Source organism: Sedimentitalea xiamensis (genome assembly GCF_030164465.1).
In the GTDB taxonomy this organism is placed as follows: Bacteria; Pseudomonadota; Alphaproteobacteria; order Rhodobacterales; family Rhodobacteraceae; genus Sedimentitalea; species Sedimentitalea xiamensis.
Genome location: NZ_JASNJE010000053.1, coordinates 1 through 14,620 on the forward strand (window position 1 = coordinate 1; position 14,620 = coordinate 14,620).

The 14,620-nt window shown below is 66.6% G+C and carries 12 protein-coding genes and 1 pseudogene; 4 read left to right on the plus strand and 9 right to left on the minus strand.

From position 1 onward, the window contains the following. The 6 genes and pseudogenes from glyA to QO034_RS22340 form a co-directional block, all read right to left on the minus strand. Window positions 1-232: pseudogene (gene glyA, locus QO034_RS22315) on the minus strand (serine hydroxymethyltransferase); the annotation flags it as partial. 21 nt (window positions 233-253) lie between these two features. Continuing rightward, window positions 254-2,896 carry a phosphoenolpyruvate carboxylase gene (locus QO034_RS22320; RefSeq protein ID WP_284487717.1) on the minus strand — a complete coding sequence of 881 codons (2,643 nt, stop codon included), beginning with the start codon at window positions 2,894-2,896 and terminating at the stop codon, window positions 254-256. Next, window positions 2,896-3,867 carry a 2-hydroxyacid dehydrogenase gene (locus QO034_RS22325; RefSeq protein WP_284487718.1) on the minus strand — a complete coding sequence of 324 codons (972 nt, stop codon included), beginning with the start codon at window positions 3,865-3,867 and terminating at the stop codon, window positions 2,896-2,898. The genes QO034_RS22320 and QO034_RS22325 overlap by 1 nt, the downstream gene beginning before the upstream one ends. Window positions 3,868-3,885: 18 nt before the next feature. Next, window positions 3,886-4,767: a succinate--CoA ligase subunit alpha gene (gene sucD / locus QO034_RS22330; protein ID WP_284487719.1), complete on the minus strand. Its 882-nt coding sequence runs from the start codon at window positions 4,765-4,767 to the stop codon at window positions 3,886-3,888. Further along, complete coding sequence (locus tag QO034_RS22335; protein WP_284487720.1) at window positions 4,767-5,963, minus strand: malate--CoA ligase subunit beta; 1,197 nt, start codon at window positions 5,961-5,963, stop codon at window positions 4,767-4,769. Before QO034_RS22335 ends, sucD begins: the two co-directional genes overlap by 1 nt. 33 nt (window positions 5,964-5,996) lie before the next feature. Then, window positions 5,997-7,244: an aminotransferase gene (locus QO034_RS22340; protein ID WP_284487721.1), complete on the minus strand. Its 1,248-nt coding sequence runs from the start codon at window positions 7,242-7,244 to the stop codon at window positions 5,997-5,999. A gap of 247 nt (window positions 7,245-7,491) precedes the next feature. Here QO034_RS22340 and QO034_RS22345 point away from each other — a divergent pair, with 247 nt between their 5' ends. The 3 genes from QO034_RS22345 to QO034_RS22355 all read left to right on the plus strand — a co-directional run bounded on the left by QO034_RS22345 (window position 7,492) and on the right by QO034_RS22355 (window position 10,471). Then, a complete protein-coding gene (locus tag QO034_RS22345) occupies window positions 7,492-8,115 on the plus strand; it encodes a response regulator transcription factor (protein ID WP_284487727.1) in 624 nt (207 codons plus the stop codon). A 102-nt stretch (window positions 8,116-8,217) separates the two neighbouring features. Continuing rightward, a complete protein-coding gene (locus QO034_RS22350; protein ID WP_284487722.1) occupies window positions 8,218-9,195 on the plus strand; it encodes an HpcH/HpaI aldolase/citrate lyase family protein in 978 nt (325 codons plus the stop codon). Then, window positions 9,182-10,471: a glycerate kinase type-2 family protein gene (locus tag QO034_RS22355; RefSeq protein WP_284487723.1), complete on the plus strand. Its 1,290-nt coding sequence runs from the start codon at window positions 9,182-9,184 to the stop codon at window positions 10,469-10,471. Before QO034_RS22350 ends, QO034_RS22355 begins: the two co-directional genes overlap by 14 nt. Here QO034_RS22355 and QO034_RS22360 read toward each other — a convergent pair. Both QO034_RS22360 and QO034_RS22365 read right to left on the minus strand, forming a co-directional pair. After that, entirely contained in the window at window positions 10,435-10,875 is a 441-nt protein-coding gene (locus QO034_RS22360) for a group II truncated hemoglobin (protein ID WP_284487724.1), read from the minus strand. The two genes, QO034_RS22355 and QO034_RS22360, sit on opposite strands and share 37 nt — an antisense overlap. A 64-nt stretch (window positions 10,876-10,939) precedes the next feature. Next, window positions 10,940-13,309 (minus strand): DUF1989 domain-containing protein, encoded by a 2,370-nt coding sequence (locus QO034_RS22365; protein WP_284487725.1) that lies wholly within the window; start codon window positions 13,307-13,309, stop codon window positions 10,940-10,942. A 150-nt stretch (window positions 13,310-13,459) separates the two neighbouring features. Between QO034_RS22365 and QO034_RS22370 the strand changes: the two genes are divergently transcribed. After that, the gene (locus tag QO034_RS22370; RefSeq protein WP_284487726.1) at window positions 13,460-14,302 is read left to right on the plus strand and encodes a DMT family transporter; all 843 of its coding nucleotides are present in this window, start codon (window positions 13,460-13,462) and stop codon (window positions 14,300-14,302) included. Between the two features lie 145 nt (window positions 14,303-14,447). Here the strand turns inward: QO034_RS22370 and QO034_RS22375 are convergent. Then, window positions 14,448-14,620 (minus strand): formate--tetrahydrofolate ligase (locus QO034_RS22375; protein ID WP_284487728.1); only part of this gene is annotated, 173 nt, incomplete at its 5' end.

Genomic DNA, 14,620 nt, shown 5'->3' on the forward strand with positions numbered 1-14,620 from the left:
AGCCGCCGTAATAGCGCCGTCCGGGATAGCCCTCGGCATACTTGTTGGTCATCACCGAGCCCTGCGCCGCCATCACCGCCGCCGAGACGATGTTCTCGGACGCGATCAGCTCGATCTCGTCCCGCTGCCGCCCCAGCTCAGCCTCGATCGCCCCGAATATCTCGGGATCGCGCCGGGACAGCGCATCGGTGAAAAATCCGGGATCAACAGGGTCGCGATAGGGGGCGTTCATGGCGGGTCCTTTTCCTTGGGGCTAGCCGGTCCATCCCAGGCCGGCGGCGATGCAGTTCATGGTTTGCAACAGCGGCACACTGAGCTTTGTGCCACCGGTGTCGCGGCTCTGGCGCAACAGGTCGACCTGCAGCCGCTGGATCGGGTCGAGATCCGGCCGGATGCGCGAAAACCGCCGGGTCAGGTTGGGGAACCGCTCGGCCATCCGCTCCGACCCGGTGAGGAAACGCACCGCCTGCAGGCTGCGGTCATGTTCGGTGCGGATGCTTGTCAGGATGCCGTCGCGGATCGCGTCGTCCTCCACCAGCGTCGCATAGCGGGCGGCGATGTCCATGTCGGACAGGAACAGCGCCTTTTCGACTTCGTCCACTGCCAGCCGGAACAGCGGCATGTCGGCGAACATGCGCACCAGCAGCCGGTCGCCGCCTGCGCCGCGAATCCGTCGGAACGACGTCACGGCGGTGCCGAACCCATACCAGCCGGTGATCAGGTGGCGGTTCTGCGACCAGGCGAACACCCAGGGGATCGCCCGCAGATCGTCCAGCGATGCGGCACCGAACCGCCGCGCGGGACGCGACCCGATCTTGAGCCGCGCCAGTTCCTCTACCGGGGTGGCCTGCTGGAAATAGTCTAGAAACCCCGGACTGCGCAGCAGCGTGACATAGGTCGTCTGCGACATGCCCGACAGGGCTTCGAACGTGTCATGGACCTCTGGATCGGGGGGTGCCGCACCACGGTCGAGGCTGTGGCCCAGCACGCTGGACGCCAGCAGTTCCAGTTGTGCCAGCGCCGTGCCCCGGTTGGCGTATTTCGACGACACGACTTCGCCCTGTTCGGTCAGGCGCAACTGTCCGGCGACCGTGCCCGCCGGTTGCGCCGCGATGGCCCGCGCGGTCGGCGCGCCGCCCCGGCTGGCCGAGCCGCCGCGCCCATGAAAGAACAGCGGCTTCAGCCCGTCCTGCGCCAGAACGCGGGTGATGCGCCGTTGCGCCTTTTCCAGTTCCCAGGTGGAACAGAGGAACCCGCCGTCCTTGTTGCTGTCCGAATAGCCGAGCATGATCTCGACCCGGTCGGTACCCGTGCGCAGCATCCGCCGCACATGGGGCAGGGCCAGAAGGTCGCGCAGGATATCCGGTGCGGCGCGCAGATCGTCGATGGTTTCAAACAGCGGCACCACCCGCAGGTCGGCGGCGGCGAGGTCCGGCCGGGCATAGCGCGCCAGAAGCAGCACCGCGAGGATGTCGTCGGCGGACCGGGTCATCGACAGGATGAAGGGGCCGATGGCGTCGGGATCGGGCCCGTTGCGCACCTCCTGCACGAGGGCCAGCAGGTCGCGCAGTTCCCGCGACTGCCCGGACAGGGCGTCCCAGTTCACCGGTGCCACGCGATCGGCGGGAAGTTCGCTGCGCAGGCGGCGCGACCAGCCGTCGCTGCCGAATGCGGGGGCATCCGCGCCCCAGATCTCGGCCAGGGCCTCGGTTGTCACGGAGGAATTCTGCCTGACGTCCAGCGTCGTCGTGCGCAGCCCGAAGACGGCGGCCCGCCACAGGATCGGCCGGATGTAGTCCCGCGCCAGCGGTTCCGCGCCGAGGGCGCAGAGCGCCGCGTCAAGCGCCGCGAGATCCGCCTGGAACGCCCGCACATGGCCATAGCCCTCGCCGTCGAGCCGTGCGGCGACAGCGCTGATCGCCTGTCGCAACAGTTCGTTCGGGTTGCGGGCGGCCAGCGCGTCCGGTCCGGGGGTGGCGCGCACGATCCGGTCAAGGGCGGCGCGATGATCGGCGGGCAGCGGCGCGATCCGGTCGCTGATGCTGAGCGCCCGCGCGGCGCGGGCCAGCTCGGCGCGGTATTCCGTCAGGATCGTGGCTCGCCCCCTGTCAAGCGCGTGGCGCGTCATCTCGGCGGTGACAGAGGGGTTGCCGTCGCGATCGCCGCCGATCCAGGAATGGAACCGAATGCAGGGTGTGTCGCCGGCGGGGCGGTCGAACCGCGCCTGCACGGCGGTTTCGAACTGTTCGAACAGTTGCGGCACCGCGTCAAACAGGCTGTCGCGAAAGAATTGCAGGCCCCATTCGATTTCATCGGCCAGGCTCGGTCGTTCCATCCGCAATTCGCCGGTCATCCAGAGCAGGTCGATTTCGTTTTCCAGCCGTTGCAGGTGACCGGCGCGTTCGCGCGGGGTCCAGCGGTTGTTTTCCAGCGCGACGAGGCCGCGATAGATCCGGCGGTGGATTTCCAGAACGGTGACGCGCTTGGCCTCGGTCGGGTGCGCGGTCAGAGTGGGCGCGACCGACAGGCCGGCGGCGACCTGAAAGAAGCGATCGGCGTCGACATCCGGGCGACTGGCCAGCAGGGCCGCGAAACTGCCCGGCACCGCCTGCGGCCCATCGTGGGTTTCGGTCATGCGCTGGCTGCGGATGGCGGCGTTTTCCTCGATGATCTTGAGCAGCTGGAACCAGATGTTCGCCGCCTGCAGGAACGGGCCGGGGTCCGCGCCGTCCGGCACCGCCTGTCCGCCGGGGATCGCGATTGCGTCGGCGACCTGCGGTGCCCGGCGCGCGATCACCCGCAGCCACAGGCCGCGCAGATCCTGCCGCAGGGTTTCGGCATAGCTTCCGGCCCCATCCGGGTCGGGCCGGTCCTGGGCGAGCGCCGCGTTCGCCATCACGCGACCTTGTCGCGCGGCGGCCGCCCGTCGAAGAAGTCGTCCAGATTGTCCAGCACCCGGAATCCCATCGCGTCGCGGGCTTCGCGGGTCGCGCTGCCAAGGTGCGGCAGCATCACCAGATTGTCGCAGTTCATCAGGTCGGGGTTGATCCGGGGTTCGCCGTCGAAGACATCCAGCGCCGCGCCGCCGATGGTTTCGAACCAGAGCGCCCGGCTGAGCGCCAGTTCATCCACCACCTCGCCGCGCGCCGTGTTGATGAGAAAGGCGTCGGGCTTCATCAGGTTCAGTTGCCGGGTCGCGATCAGCCTGCGGTTTGCGGCACCGCCGGGGCAATGCAATGAAATGAAATCGCAGAGCGGCATCAGCTCGTCGAGCGTCGCGACCTGTTCCGCGTCATAGCGGGCGAGGATATCGGGCGCCACCGGGCTGCGGTTGAACACCTTGATCTTCATGCCGAACCCGTGGTGGGCGCGGCGCGCCATCTCCTGACCGATGCGGCCGAAGCCGACTAGGCCCAGCACCTTGCCCGACACCTTGGTTCCGACGAGATGCGTCGGCCGCCAGCCGGTCCAGCGGCCTTCGCGGACCTCGCGTTCGCCTTCGCCCGCGCGTCGGGCCACCATCAGCAGCAGCGTCATCGCCAGGTCGGCGGTGCATTCCGAAAGGACGTCCGGCGTGTTGGTGATGGTCATGCCGTGGCGCGCGGCGCGGTCCACGTCGATATGGCTGAACCCGACGCCGTAATTGGCAAGGATGCGTGTCTTGGCGCGCGGCACGTCCATCGCCTCCGGGCCGAGCTTGTCGGTCACGGTGGGCAGGACGGCGTCATAGGTCGCCAGCGCCTCGCGGAACTGGGTCGGGGTCAGCGGCGTGTCGCTGCGGTTGAATTCGGCGTCATACCGGTCGCAAAGCCGCGCCTCGACGGCGGCGGGCCAGCGGCGGGTGACGAGAACGCGGGGTCGTGCCATGGGTGTTTCCTCCGGTGTCTACTGCATCACGCGGGCGATGGTGTCGCCGATCACGGCCGGGTTCTCGGCCACGGTCACGCCGGCGGCGGTCAGGATTTCGACCTTTTCGCTGGCGCTTTCGCCGAAGGCCGAGATGATCGCCCCGGCATGGCCCATGGTGCGGCCCTTGGGCGCGGTCAGGCCGGCGACATAGGCCACCACCGGCTTGCTGACGTGATCGCGGATGTATTCCGCCGCCTCGGCTTCCTGCGGGCCGCCGATCTCGCCGATCATGGCGATCACATGGGTGTCGTCGTCGGCCTCGAACCGTTCCAGGATGTCGCGGAAGGACGAGCCGTTGATCGGGTCGCCGCCGATGCCGACGCTGGTGGAGACGCCGATTCCATGCGCCTTGAGCTGCGCCGCCGCCTCGTATCCCAGCGTGCCCGAGCGACCGACGATGCCGACATGGCCCTGCAGGTAGATATGGCCCGGCATGATCCCGAGGAGGGCCTTGCCGGGGCTGATGGTTCCGGCGCAATTCGGCCCGGTCAGCACCATGCGGGTGTCCTTGGGATAGCGATACATGTAGCGCTTGACCCGGATCATGTCCTGCGCCGGGATGCCGTCGGTGATGCAGACGCAATAGCGGATGCCCGCATCGGCGGCTTCCATGATGCTGTCCGCGGCAAAGGGCGGCGGCACGAAGACCAGCGACGCGGTCGCGCCGGTTTCGGCCACGGCTTCCTTGACGGTGTCGAACACCGGCACGCCTTCGACGGTTTCGCCGCCTTTTCCCGGCACCACGCCGCCGACGACATTCGTGCCGTAGGAGATCATGTCCCTGGTGTGAAACCGGGCCATTTTCCCGGTGATGCCCTGCACGATGACGCGGGTATCGCGGTCAAGAAGGATGCTCATCAGACTGCCCTCACTCTTGTCGCCTGGTTCAGGTCGTTCTTCCATGCGCCCACTGCGCGTTCGGCGGCTTCCATCAGGGTGGTGGCCCGGATGATGGGCAAGCCGCTCTGGGCCAGGATCTTCTGGCCCGCCTCGACATTGGTCCCGGCCAGCCGGACGATCACCGGAACGTCGATCTCGACCTCGCGAAGGGCCTGCACGACGCCTTCGGCGACCCAGTCGCAGCGGTTGATGCCGGCGAAGATGTTGACCAGCACCGCCTGCACGTTCTTGTCCGACATCACCAGCCGGAACGCCTTGGCCACCCGTTCCGGCGTCGCGCCGCCGCCGATGTCGAGGAAGTTCGCCGGCTCGCCGCCGGCCAGCTTGATCGTGTCCATCGTCGCCATGGCGAGTCCGGCGCCGTTGACGATGCAGCCGATGTTGCCGTCCAGCCCCACATAGGACAGGCCGCGGTCGGCGGCGCGGCTTTCGCGCGGGTCTTCCTGGCTCTTGTCGCGCAGTTCGGCCACCTGCGGGTGGCGGAAGAGCGCGTTGTCGTCAAAGGTCATCTTGGCGTCGAGCGCGAGGATGCGGTCATCGCCCGTCACCACCAGCGGGTTGATCTCGACCATCGTCGCGTCGAGTTCGGTGAAGGCGCGGTAACAGCCCTGCAAGGTGCGCACCATCTGCTGCACCAAAGCGGCGCGCAGGCCCAGCTTGAAGGCGATCTCGCGGCACTGGAATTCCTGCAACCCGACGGCGGGTTCCACCGTCGAACGCACGATGGAATCGGGTTTCTCGGCCGAGATGTCCTCGATCTCCATGCCGCCCTCGGCGGAGGCGACGATCATCACCCGCTGGCTGCTGCGGTCGAGCACGAAGCCGACATAGAATTCGCGGTCGATCGGAACGGCGGCCTCGACATAGACGCGATAGATGCCCTTGCCCTCGGGTCCGGTCTGGTGGGTGACCAGCTTGCGCCCGAACATGTTCTCGGTCGCGGCCTGGATTTCGCTGTCCGAGGCACACAGCTTGACGCCGCCCGCCTTGCCGCGTCCGCCGGCATGGACCTGCGCCTTTACGATCCAGCGGTCGCCGCCCATCTCGCGGGCGCGATAGGCCGCCTGTTCGGGGCTGTAGGCGAGCGCGCCCTGCGGCACCATTACGCCGAAGTTGGCCAGGATCTCCTTGGCCTGGTATTCATGAATGTCCATTGCGGGTCTCCTCCCAGAGTGCGGTCAGCCGGATCATTCGGCGGCCAATGCCGGGGCGTAGTGCTGGTCCAGATCCGCCAGCACCGCGGGCATGTCGATCTTTGCGCCCATGTCAGTCAGCGCCGCGCCGAACCGGGTCACGATGTCGGTGATGGCCGCGGGCGTCAGCAGGTTCAGGATGCCGATGCGCACCTGCACCGGTTCCGACAGGGTCGGCCAGATGCCGAACCCGGTCGCGCGGCAGGTCTGCACCAGTTCCATTTCCCGGCCCGCCAGGGCGTCGGGCAGGTTCAGGACCACCAGCGATGTCATGTTCGACGTGACCTTGCAGCCCATCCGGGTGACTGCCTTGCGCAGGGCGGCCTCGTGGAAGGCGTAGTCGCGGGCGCGCTGCGCGATGGATTGCTGAAGCGCGATCCGCAGGGCCTCGTGGAAGGCCGCGACGGCATAGGCGCTGTGGGTACGGTGATAGGTGCCCTTCTCGGCATCCTTGCCGTCGATGATGCCCCAGTGCCGCGCTTCCAGGATCGGATGATGCACGAAGCTGCGGCAGCCGGTCTGTTTCAGAACGTCGATATAGCGGTCGGTGAAGGACACCGGCGCATAGGTCAGCGGCAGGCAGCAGATGCCTTTCTGCGGGCAGGAGGCCCAGCCGTGCACGCCGGGGAAATCGTCGATGCGGAAATCCTCGACGCCCAGCGACGACACCGCATCGACCAGCCCCATCACGCCATGGCGTTCGCAGGCGTCCGAGAATCCGCGCAGATCGTTCACCCGGCCCGATCCGGTTTCCCAATGCGCCATCGCGGCCCATTTCGGCTTGTGCTCGGCCAGCGCCGCCTCGACGATCTCGCCAGAGACGGATTGGCCATGCGGCACGGTGACGATGGTGACGGACGCGGGCTGCGGGTCCATCGGGTTGGCGGCCAGTTCCTCGGCAGTGGCGGCTTTCATCCGCACGGTCAGCCCGTCCAGGCCCGAGAAGGTGCCGTTGACGAACATCACGACCCGGTCGCCGGGCATCACCGCGCTGAACATCACGTCCAGACCGCTCCAGCCGGTGCCGGCGACGCCGAAGGTATGGATGTTGCCGGTGCCCATGACCTGGCGCAGCATGTGCTTGCATTCGACCATGCCGCGCAGCACGTCGGGTTGCATGTGGTCGGCGACGCCGGCGCTGGCGAACCGTTGCAGGACGCGCGGATCGGTGTTGCCCGGACCAGGGCCTGCGGCGATGGTCTGCGGAATTTCGAGCTGCGGGAAGATCGTGGTGTCGGACATTGGGCTGGTCATCCTCTTTCGTAAGAATCATTCGATCTGTCGGGTTGCAATGAAAGATAATGACGTGGACAATTCCCGAAACCTGCCTTAGCACTGCTTATGGGTAACTATTAGTATGGGGAAAATCCCACCCAAAGGTGTTGGAATACGGTTGTATACCGTTCGATACCCCACCTAAATGGGTAGGTAATGGCAGAATATGTAAGGATTGCAAATGGTTGACAAGGTTCCTGCGCCGATCTCGATCATGCTGGCGGATGCCAATCCGCTGGTCCTGTCCGCCATGTCCGAGATTTTCGAACGCGACCCGCGGTTTTCTCTGGTCGCCACCTCCGGCACCGCCGAAGGGTTCCTGGGCATGGTGATGCGCCTGCCGGTGCAGGTCGGGGTGATCGACTGGAAACTGCCCGCCCTGGGTGGGGCCAAGCTGATCGAGGTGCTGCGCGACCAGCAGAACGCGCCGCGGCTGGTGGTCTACGCGGATGCCACCGACGACCTGCCGCGGCAGGCGATGACGGCCGGGGCGGCGGCGTTTTCGCCGCGGTCCGGGCCGGTCGAGGGGTTGCTCGACACCTGCTGCGACGTGGCGGCGGGCAAGATGGTCTTTCCCTTTCTCGACGTGCGCGACTTGCAGCAGGACCCGATCGCGCAGCTGTCCAAGCGCGAACGGGTGCTGCTGGAGGCCCTGTCCAAAGGCTCCACCAACCGCGAACTGGCGGCGGAACTCGGCATTTCGGTCAACACGGTGAAGTTCCACCTGTCCAACCTGTTCGAGAAACTTTCGGTGCGAAACCGCGCCCAGGCCATCGCGTTCTACTACGCCTCGCGCCTGCCGTCAGAGCGTGTGCCGCCCGTAGAAAGAGGTGAATGACAGTAGTGAAAATTTTCTTGACAAGAAAAAATATTTGCTCTCTCAAAAAAGGGAAGCCGCCAACCCGGCGGCGCGCAACCCTGCCCGAAAGGAATTCCGACCATGTCTTTCCACGCCATTGAACAAGCCCCCGGACGCCTCAACCGGTCAGAGCTGGCCGTGCCGGGGTCGCAGCCTCAAATGTTTGAAAAAGCGGCGAAATCCGACGTCGATGTGATCTTTCTGGACCTGGAGGACGCGGTCGCCCCGGACGAGAAGGAACAGGCCCGCAAGAACATCATCAAGGGGCTGAACGAGATCGACTGGGGCAACAAATCCATGTCGGTCCGGATCAACGGACTGGACACGCATTACATGTATCGCGATGTTGTGGACGTGGTCGAACAGGCGGGCGAACGGCTCGACCTGATCATGATTCCCAAGGTCGGCACCGCCGCCGATGTCTATGCGGTGGATATGATGGTGACGCAGATCGAAGACGCCAAGGGCCTGAAGAAACGGATCGGTTTTGAACACATCATCGAAACCGCGCTCGGGATGCAGAACGTGAGCGAGATCGCCGCCGCGTCACGGCGCAACGAGAGCCTGCATTTCGGGGTGGCCGACTATGCCGCCAGCACCCGCGCGCGCAGCACGATCATCGGCGGCGTGAACCCGCATTACGCGGTGCTGACCGACCCGGACGAGGCGGGCAACCGGGAAGTTCATTGGGGCGACATGTGGCACTATGCGCTGGCCCGGATGGTGGTGGCGGCCCGCGCCAACGGTCTGCGTCCGATCGACGGGCCGTTCGGCGATTTCCAGGACCCGGACGGCTACAGGGCGGCGGCCTATCGCGCCGCCGTGCTGGGCTGCGAGGGCAAATGGGCGATCCACCCCAGCCAGGTTGCGCTCGCCAACGAGGTGATGAGCCCGTCCGAAGCCGAAATCACCAAGGCGAAACGCATTCTCGAGGCGATGGCCGAAGCCGAGGCGGCGGGCAAGGGCGCGGTGTCGCTGGACGGCCGGCTGATCGATTATGCCTCGATCCGTCAGGCCGAGGTTCTGGTTGAAAAGGCGAAACAAATTGCCGCCGGTTGACGCATCCGACCTGCGCGCGACCGCCCGGTCGCTGTTTGACGCGGCGGTGGCGGCGGCGGACCCGGCGCTGGCGCTGCGCCGCCAGCTCGCCATGGCGCCGTTGCCGCGCCCCGACGTGGGCGGTCGCACGATCCTGCTGGCCGTCGGCAAGGCTGCCCCCCGGATGATGGAAGAGGCCCTGGAGCACGTGCAAGGGGACCGGGCGGCCATCGTCGTGACCCAGGCCGGCAATCCCGCCGATCTGCCGGGCGTCACCGTGTTCCATGCCGGCCATCCCGTGCCCGATGCGGTCGGGCTGGAGGCCGGGCGCGCGGTGATCGACCTGCTGAAGACGGCAGGCGGCGCCGACCGGGTCATCGCGCTGATCTCCGGCGGCGGGTCGGCGCTTCTGCCCGCGCCCAGCCCCGGACTGGCCCTGCGGGACAAGGCAGAGGTGAACCGCCTGCTGCTGGAAAGCGGGCTGGACATCGACACGATGAACCTGATCCGCCAGCAGCTTTCGCAACTCAAGGGCGGCGGTCTCGTGCGCCTGGCCGTGCCCGCGCCGGTGACGGCCTATATCCTGTCGGACGTGATCGGCGACGACCTGCGCGCCGTGGCGAGCGGTCCGACGGTGGGGCCGATCGGCAGTGCCGCCGATGCGATGGAAACCCTGAAGGCGGCCGGCATCTGGGACCGTGCGCCCGACGCGGTGCGGGCCCATCTTCAACAGGCGAATGACCCCGGTCCGACTCCGCAGGCGACCAACCGTCTGATCGGGTCGAACCGTCACAGCCTCAAGGCGATGGCGGCGGCGGCTTCGGCGGGATTGCAGACACGGATGGTCGACCATCGGCTGATCGGCGACGTCGCGGGTGCGGCGGACCGTATTCTCACGGCGGGGGCGGCGACGCCACAAGGCCCGGTGGCCATGGGGCTGCTGTTTGGCGGCGAAACCACGGTGCGGCTGCGCGGATCGGGGCGGGGTGGCCGCAACCAGGAACTGGCGCTGCGCGTGGCGATGGGGGCGGAGGCCGCCGGTCTGCCAGAGGGCTGGGTGTTCCTGTCAGGCGGCACCGACGGGCGCGACGGTCCGACGGATGCGGCGGGCGGCATCGTCGATGGCGGAACGCTGGCGCGGCTCCGGGCGGCGGGGCAGGACGCGCAGGCCCTGCTGGACAACAACGACAGCCATGCCGCGCTGGACGCGGCGGGGGATCTGCTGATTACCGGCGCCACCGGCACCAATGTCGCCGATGTTCAGGTGCTGCTGATTCCGGCGGCTTCGGCGGACTGAGAAGGCCGCCCCCATTCGCCCAAGTCGTTGACCAGGATCAACGCAACACGGCGAAAGATCGCGCGCAGCCGGTCGATCTGGTCGCCGCGGTGGTTCAGCTGCTCGAGCGCGCGGTCCATGCAGAACAGCCAGTTCTCCGCGTCCTCGGGACTGATCGGCACATGTTCATGCATCAGCTTCACATCCATATGCCCATGTTTTTCAAGGTAGTATTTGCGCCCGCCCAGAAAGGCGCAGAGGAAGTTGAACTGTTCGACGCGGGCATTTCCGATCCCTTGCCCGCGCCGGTGCAGGCGGCGCAGGTTCTCGCCCTCGGGCAGGGTTTCGATCAGGTCATAGAAGGTCTCGACGAGCTCGCGCACCGCCTCTTCGCCGCCTAGCGCGTCAATCATGCGTCCGGACATGGGCATTTTCTCCTTTGCGACAGCATCGCGGCCGGAACAGGGTCCGGCCTTGATTCAGATCAGGTCAGGACCGCGGCTTTTCCTTCTTGGGATCGTAATGCGCGAAAGGCACGACTTCGGCGGGCAGGCGTTTCTGCTGCCCGTCCAGCTTGCCGATCTCGACCTTGGTTCCGATCTCTGCATGGGTCACGTCCAGCCGGGCCAATGCGATGTTCTTGCCCAGAAGCGGGCTGCGCATGGACGATGTCACTTCGCCGATCTGGGCGCGGCCCACATGGACGCAATCGCCGTGACCCACAGCGACATTGGCGTCTATGTCGAGACCCACCAGCCTGCGCATCGGGTGTTCCTTGCGCCGGATCAGCGCATCGCGCCCGATGAAATCGTCCGTCTTGGATTTCAGCGGCACGGTGAACCCGATGCCGGCCTCGAACGGGTCGGTCTGGTCGCTGAAATCGTAGCCGGCAAAGATCAGCCCGGCCTCGATACGCACCATGTCCAGCGCTTCCAGTCCAAAGGGTTTCAGGCCGTGATCCTTGCCCGCCGCCCAGATCGCGTCGAACACCTGTCCGCAGTGTTTCGGATGGCACATGACTTCGTAGCCGAGTTCGCCGGTATAGCCGGTGCGCGACACGACGATCGGCACCCCCTGGTCGTCGTTCAGCCGGGCCGGGGTGAAGCGGAACCATCCCAGCTGGTCGAAATCCGGATTGTGCGGCGCGGTCCAGACGACCTTGCGCAGCAGATCCCGGCTTTCCGGCCCCTGCACCGCGACATTGTGCAACTGGTCGGTGGAGGAGCGCACGAGAACCTTGAGGCCCAGCTTTTGCGCCTGATCCCGGATCCATTCTCCGCCATAGTCGCTGCCGCCGATCCAGCGGAAATTGTCCTTGCCCAGGCGGAACACCGTGCCATCGTCGATCATTCCGCCGTGGTCGTAGCACATGGCGGTGTAGACCACGCCGCCGACCGGCAGTTTCTTGATGTCGCGGGTGAACACATACTGGCAGAGCGCCTCGGAATCCGGGCCGGTGATCTCGAACTTGCGCAGCGGCGACAGGTCCATGATCACCGATTTCTGCCGGCAGGCCCAGTATTCGTCGATTGCGCCCGCTTCGGCGAAGCTGCTGGCCAGCCAAAACCCGTTGTATTCGACGAAATTGCCGGTGTGCTTGGCAAAGCTGGCGTGAAAGCCGGTTTCCTTGGTCATTCTGGGCTCCGAGTCGGGGGTTGTGCGCATCGCGATGGCACGGGAGAAACTTTCCTTGCCGCTGTAGGTGCGGACATGGATGTCGGTCGGGTTCCAGCCGTTGGCGGCGCTGGTGTCGTCCGGGCAGGCGGAACTGACGCAGACAAGATCGGTCAGGGCGCGCAGCAGGACATAGTCGCCGGGGCGCGACCAGGGTTCGTCCGCATACATGACTCCGTGCTCGTCCAGCCCGGTGTTGAAGAAGAAGTTGATCGCCATCCAGCCGGCGCGCGGATTGACCCCGTGCGGGGCCAGGGCCGCGTTGAAATTGTCCGAACAGTTCACATGGCCAGGATAGCCGATGTCGTCATAGTATTTCGCGGCGCAGGCCAGCGCGAAGGCGTCGTGGCGTCCGCAGGTATCCTGCACGACCTCGAGCAGCGGCAGCATGTCCTGATCGTAATATTTGGCGTGCAGTCCCGGCATCGGGTAGGAATGGCCCATCAGCGTCCGCGTCGTGGTCACGTCCAGCGCGTGTTCCTGCCCGCTGTCGAGCTTGCGCGCCGAAAAGCATTGGAAATCCGTGCATTGGCGGCCATCCACGTCGATGATCTGGATGTAGTCTCCGGCCTTGACGAAATAGGATTCCGCGGTGCTGGTATGGACACGCAGTTCCGCCACCGGGTCCGCCAGCGGATCGGGCAGATCAAAGGCCACCCGCGGCTTCAGGACCGCGCGCGTCAGCATCACCGTCAGCGGCGTCGCGGTGTCCTGGCGTTCGAAGTCCATGATGCCGCCGGGCGCCGCGATGATCGCGATTCCGTCGCGCTGCACCCGGAATTCGGCGCTGGTGCCCGCGGGTGTCGTGGTTTCAAAAAGCGCGATGGCCCTTGCCGCGGCAAGGTCGATCCCGCGGGATTCGATCCCCATGCGAAGCCCGCGCAGCGACCGGTCCGGCCCCGCCAGCAGGGCTTTCAGTCCGCGCGGGTCGGCATTGGCCGGCCGGTCCAGAAGCCCGGCGTCGGTTCGGCCCCGCGCATCGGCGCAGACGATTTCGCAGGACTGCCCGCCTTCGTCGTTGACGACCTCGATCCGGTCGCCGGCAAAGACCGGAACAAGGATCGCCCCGGCGCCGGGGACGCAATAGCGTTCGGTGCCGGGCGGCAGGGAAAACACCCGAGGTTGCAGGATGGCGCTGGGTTTGGGCGGGCCGGGAAGGACGCTGGGATAGGATGTGTCGGGCATGGCGGGCCTCGAAGATGAGTTGTTTGCACCAGTGGAAAATTAGTTTATTAAAAAGAATAACGGCATCGGCGCCCCGGCGCAAGGAATCTTGGCGGAAATCGTGATAAAACCTTCGTTTTCGAACCCGGCGCGGCGGCGGCCGCATCGGGCATGAGCGCGCTCGGACTCGGTCTGATCGCCGCGCTGGCTTGGGGCGTGCATGACATATGCGTGCGCTACGTGAGCCAGCGCGCGGGTATTCTCCCGTCCCTCGCCACGGTTCTGGCCGCCGGGGCGCTGCTGGTGCTGCCGGTCGCGCTCTGGCTTGGCGACTGGCCCGGCATGACGATGCAGGCCTATGTCTTTTCCGGCCTGTCCGGGGTGGCGTTCGGGATCGCGGGTTATGGGCTGTACAAGGCGTTCGAGATCGGCCCGGTGCGGCTTGTCGCGCCGGTGATCGGGGCCTACCCGGTCCTGTCGCTGGCGGCCGCCGGCCTGGACGGGGAACCGGTGACATCGGCGCAATGGGCGGCAGGGCTGGCGGTGGTCGCCGGGATCGCTCTGGTGGCGATGCTGATCGGCGAAGGCGAGGGCAACGGATCGCGCAGGGCCGCGCTGACCTGGGCGCTGCTGGGCGCGGCGGGCTTCGCCCTGACCTTTGCCGCCGGCCAGCACGCGACGCGGGCCGGGGCGGATTTGCCGGTCCTGCTCGTCACCCGCGCCACGGCGATCGCGGTCATCCTGCCGCTGATCCTGCTGCGGACGGAGGCGCTGCGCGGGTTGAGCCGCCAGATGCCGCTGTTGCTGCTGATGGGGGCGCTGGACGCCGTCGCGCTCGGCGCCATCATGGTGGCGGCGCCGTTGCAGAACCCAGAATTCGCCGCCGTGGCGGCTTCGACCTTCGGCATCGTCACGATCCTTCTCGCCCGTGTCTTCCTGGGCGAGCGGATGAGCCTGGGGCAATGGGGCGGCATCGCGGTCGCCTTCTGCGGTATCGGCTATCTGGCGATCTGATCGCGGAGAACCGGCCGGGCAGGGGGCGCTGCCCCCGTCCGCCAGAGGCGGACTCCCCCGGAGTATTTCGGCAAAGATGAAGGGCCGCGCGCGATCTCGTGTCTGCGGCGGCCCTGCCGGGTCAAGTGTCGTTTTGCGCCGGGGGTCAGAACAACCCTTCGATCTGCCCTGCGTCGTTGAGCCTGATGGATTCGGACGAGGGGACGCGGGGGAGGCCGGGCATGGTCATGATCTCGCCGCAGATGACGACGATGAAGCCGGCGCCGGCGGAGAGGCGGACTTCGCGGACCGGCACGGAGTGGCCGGTGGGCGCGCCGC

Coding starts and splice junctions, on each gene's coding strand:
- QO034_RS22320 (WP_284487717.1), bottom strand. CDS start 2,896: ATGGCGAACGCGGCGCTCGCCCAGGACCGGCCCGACCCGGATGGGGCC.
- QO034_RS22325 (WP_284487718.1), bottom strand. CDS start 3,867: ATGGCACGACCCCGCGTTCTCGTCACCCGCCGCTGGCCCGCCGCCGTC.
- sucD (WP_284487719.1), bottom strand. CDS start 4,767: ATGAGCATCCTTCTTGACCGCGATACCCGCGTCATCGTGCAGGGCATC.
- QO034_RS22335 (WP_284487720.1), bottom strand. CDS start 5,963: ATGGACATTCATGAATACCAGGCCAAGGAGATCCTGGCCAACTTCGGC.
- QO034_RS22340 (WP_284487721.1), bottom strand. CDS start 7,244: ATGTCCGACACCACGATCTTCCCGCAGCTCGAAATTCCGCAGACCATC.
- QO034_RS22345 (WP_284487727.1), top strand. CDS start 7,492: ATGCTGGCGGATGCCAATCCGCTGGTCCTGTCCGCCATGTCCGAGATT.
- QO034_RS22350 (WP_284487722.1), top strand. CDS start 8,218: ATGTCTTTCCACGCCATTGAACAAGCCCCCGGACGCCTCAACCGGTCA.
- QO034_RS22360 (WP_284487724.1), bottom strand. CDS start 10,875: ATGTCCGGACGCATGATTGACGCGCTAGGCGGCGAAGAGGCGGTGCGC.
- QO034_RS22365 (WP_284487725.1), bottom strand. CDS start 13,309: ATGCCCGACACATCCTATCCCAGCGTCCTTCCCGGCCCGCCCAAACCC.
- QO034_RS22370 (WP_284487726.1), top strand. CDS start 13,460: ATGAGCGCGCTCGGACTCGGTCTGATCGCCGCGCTGGCTTGGGGCGTG.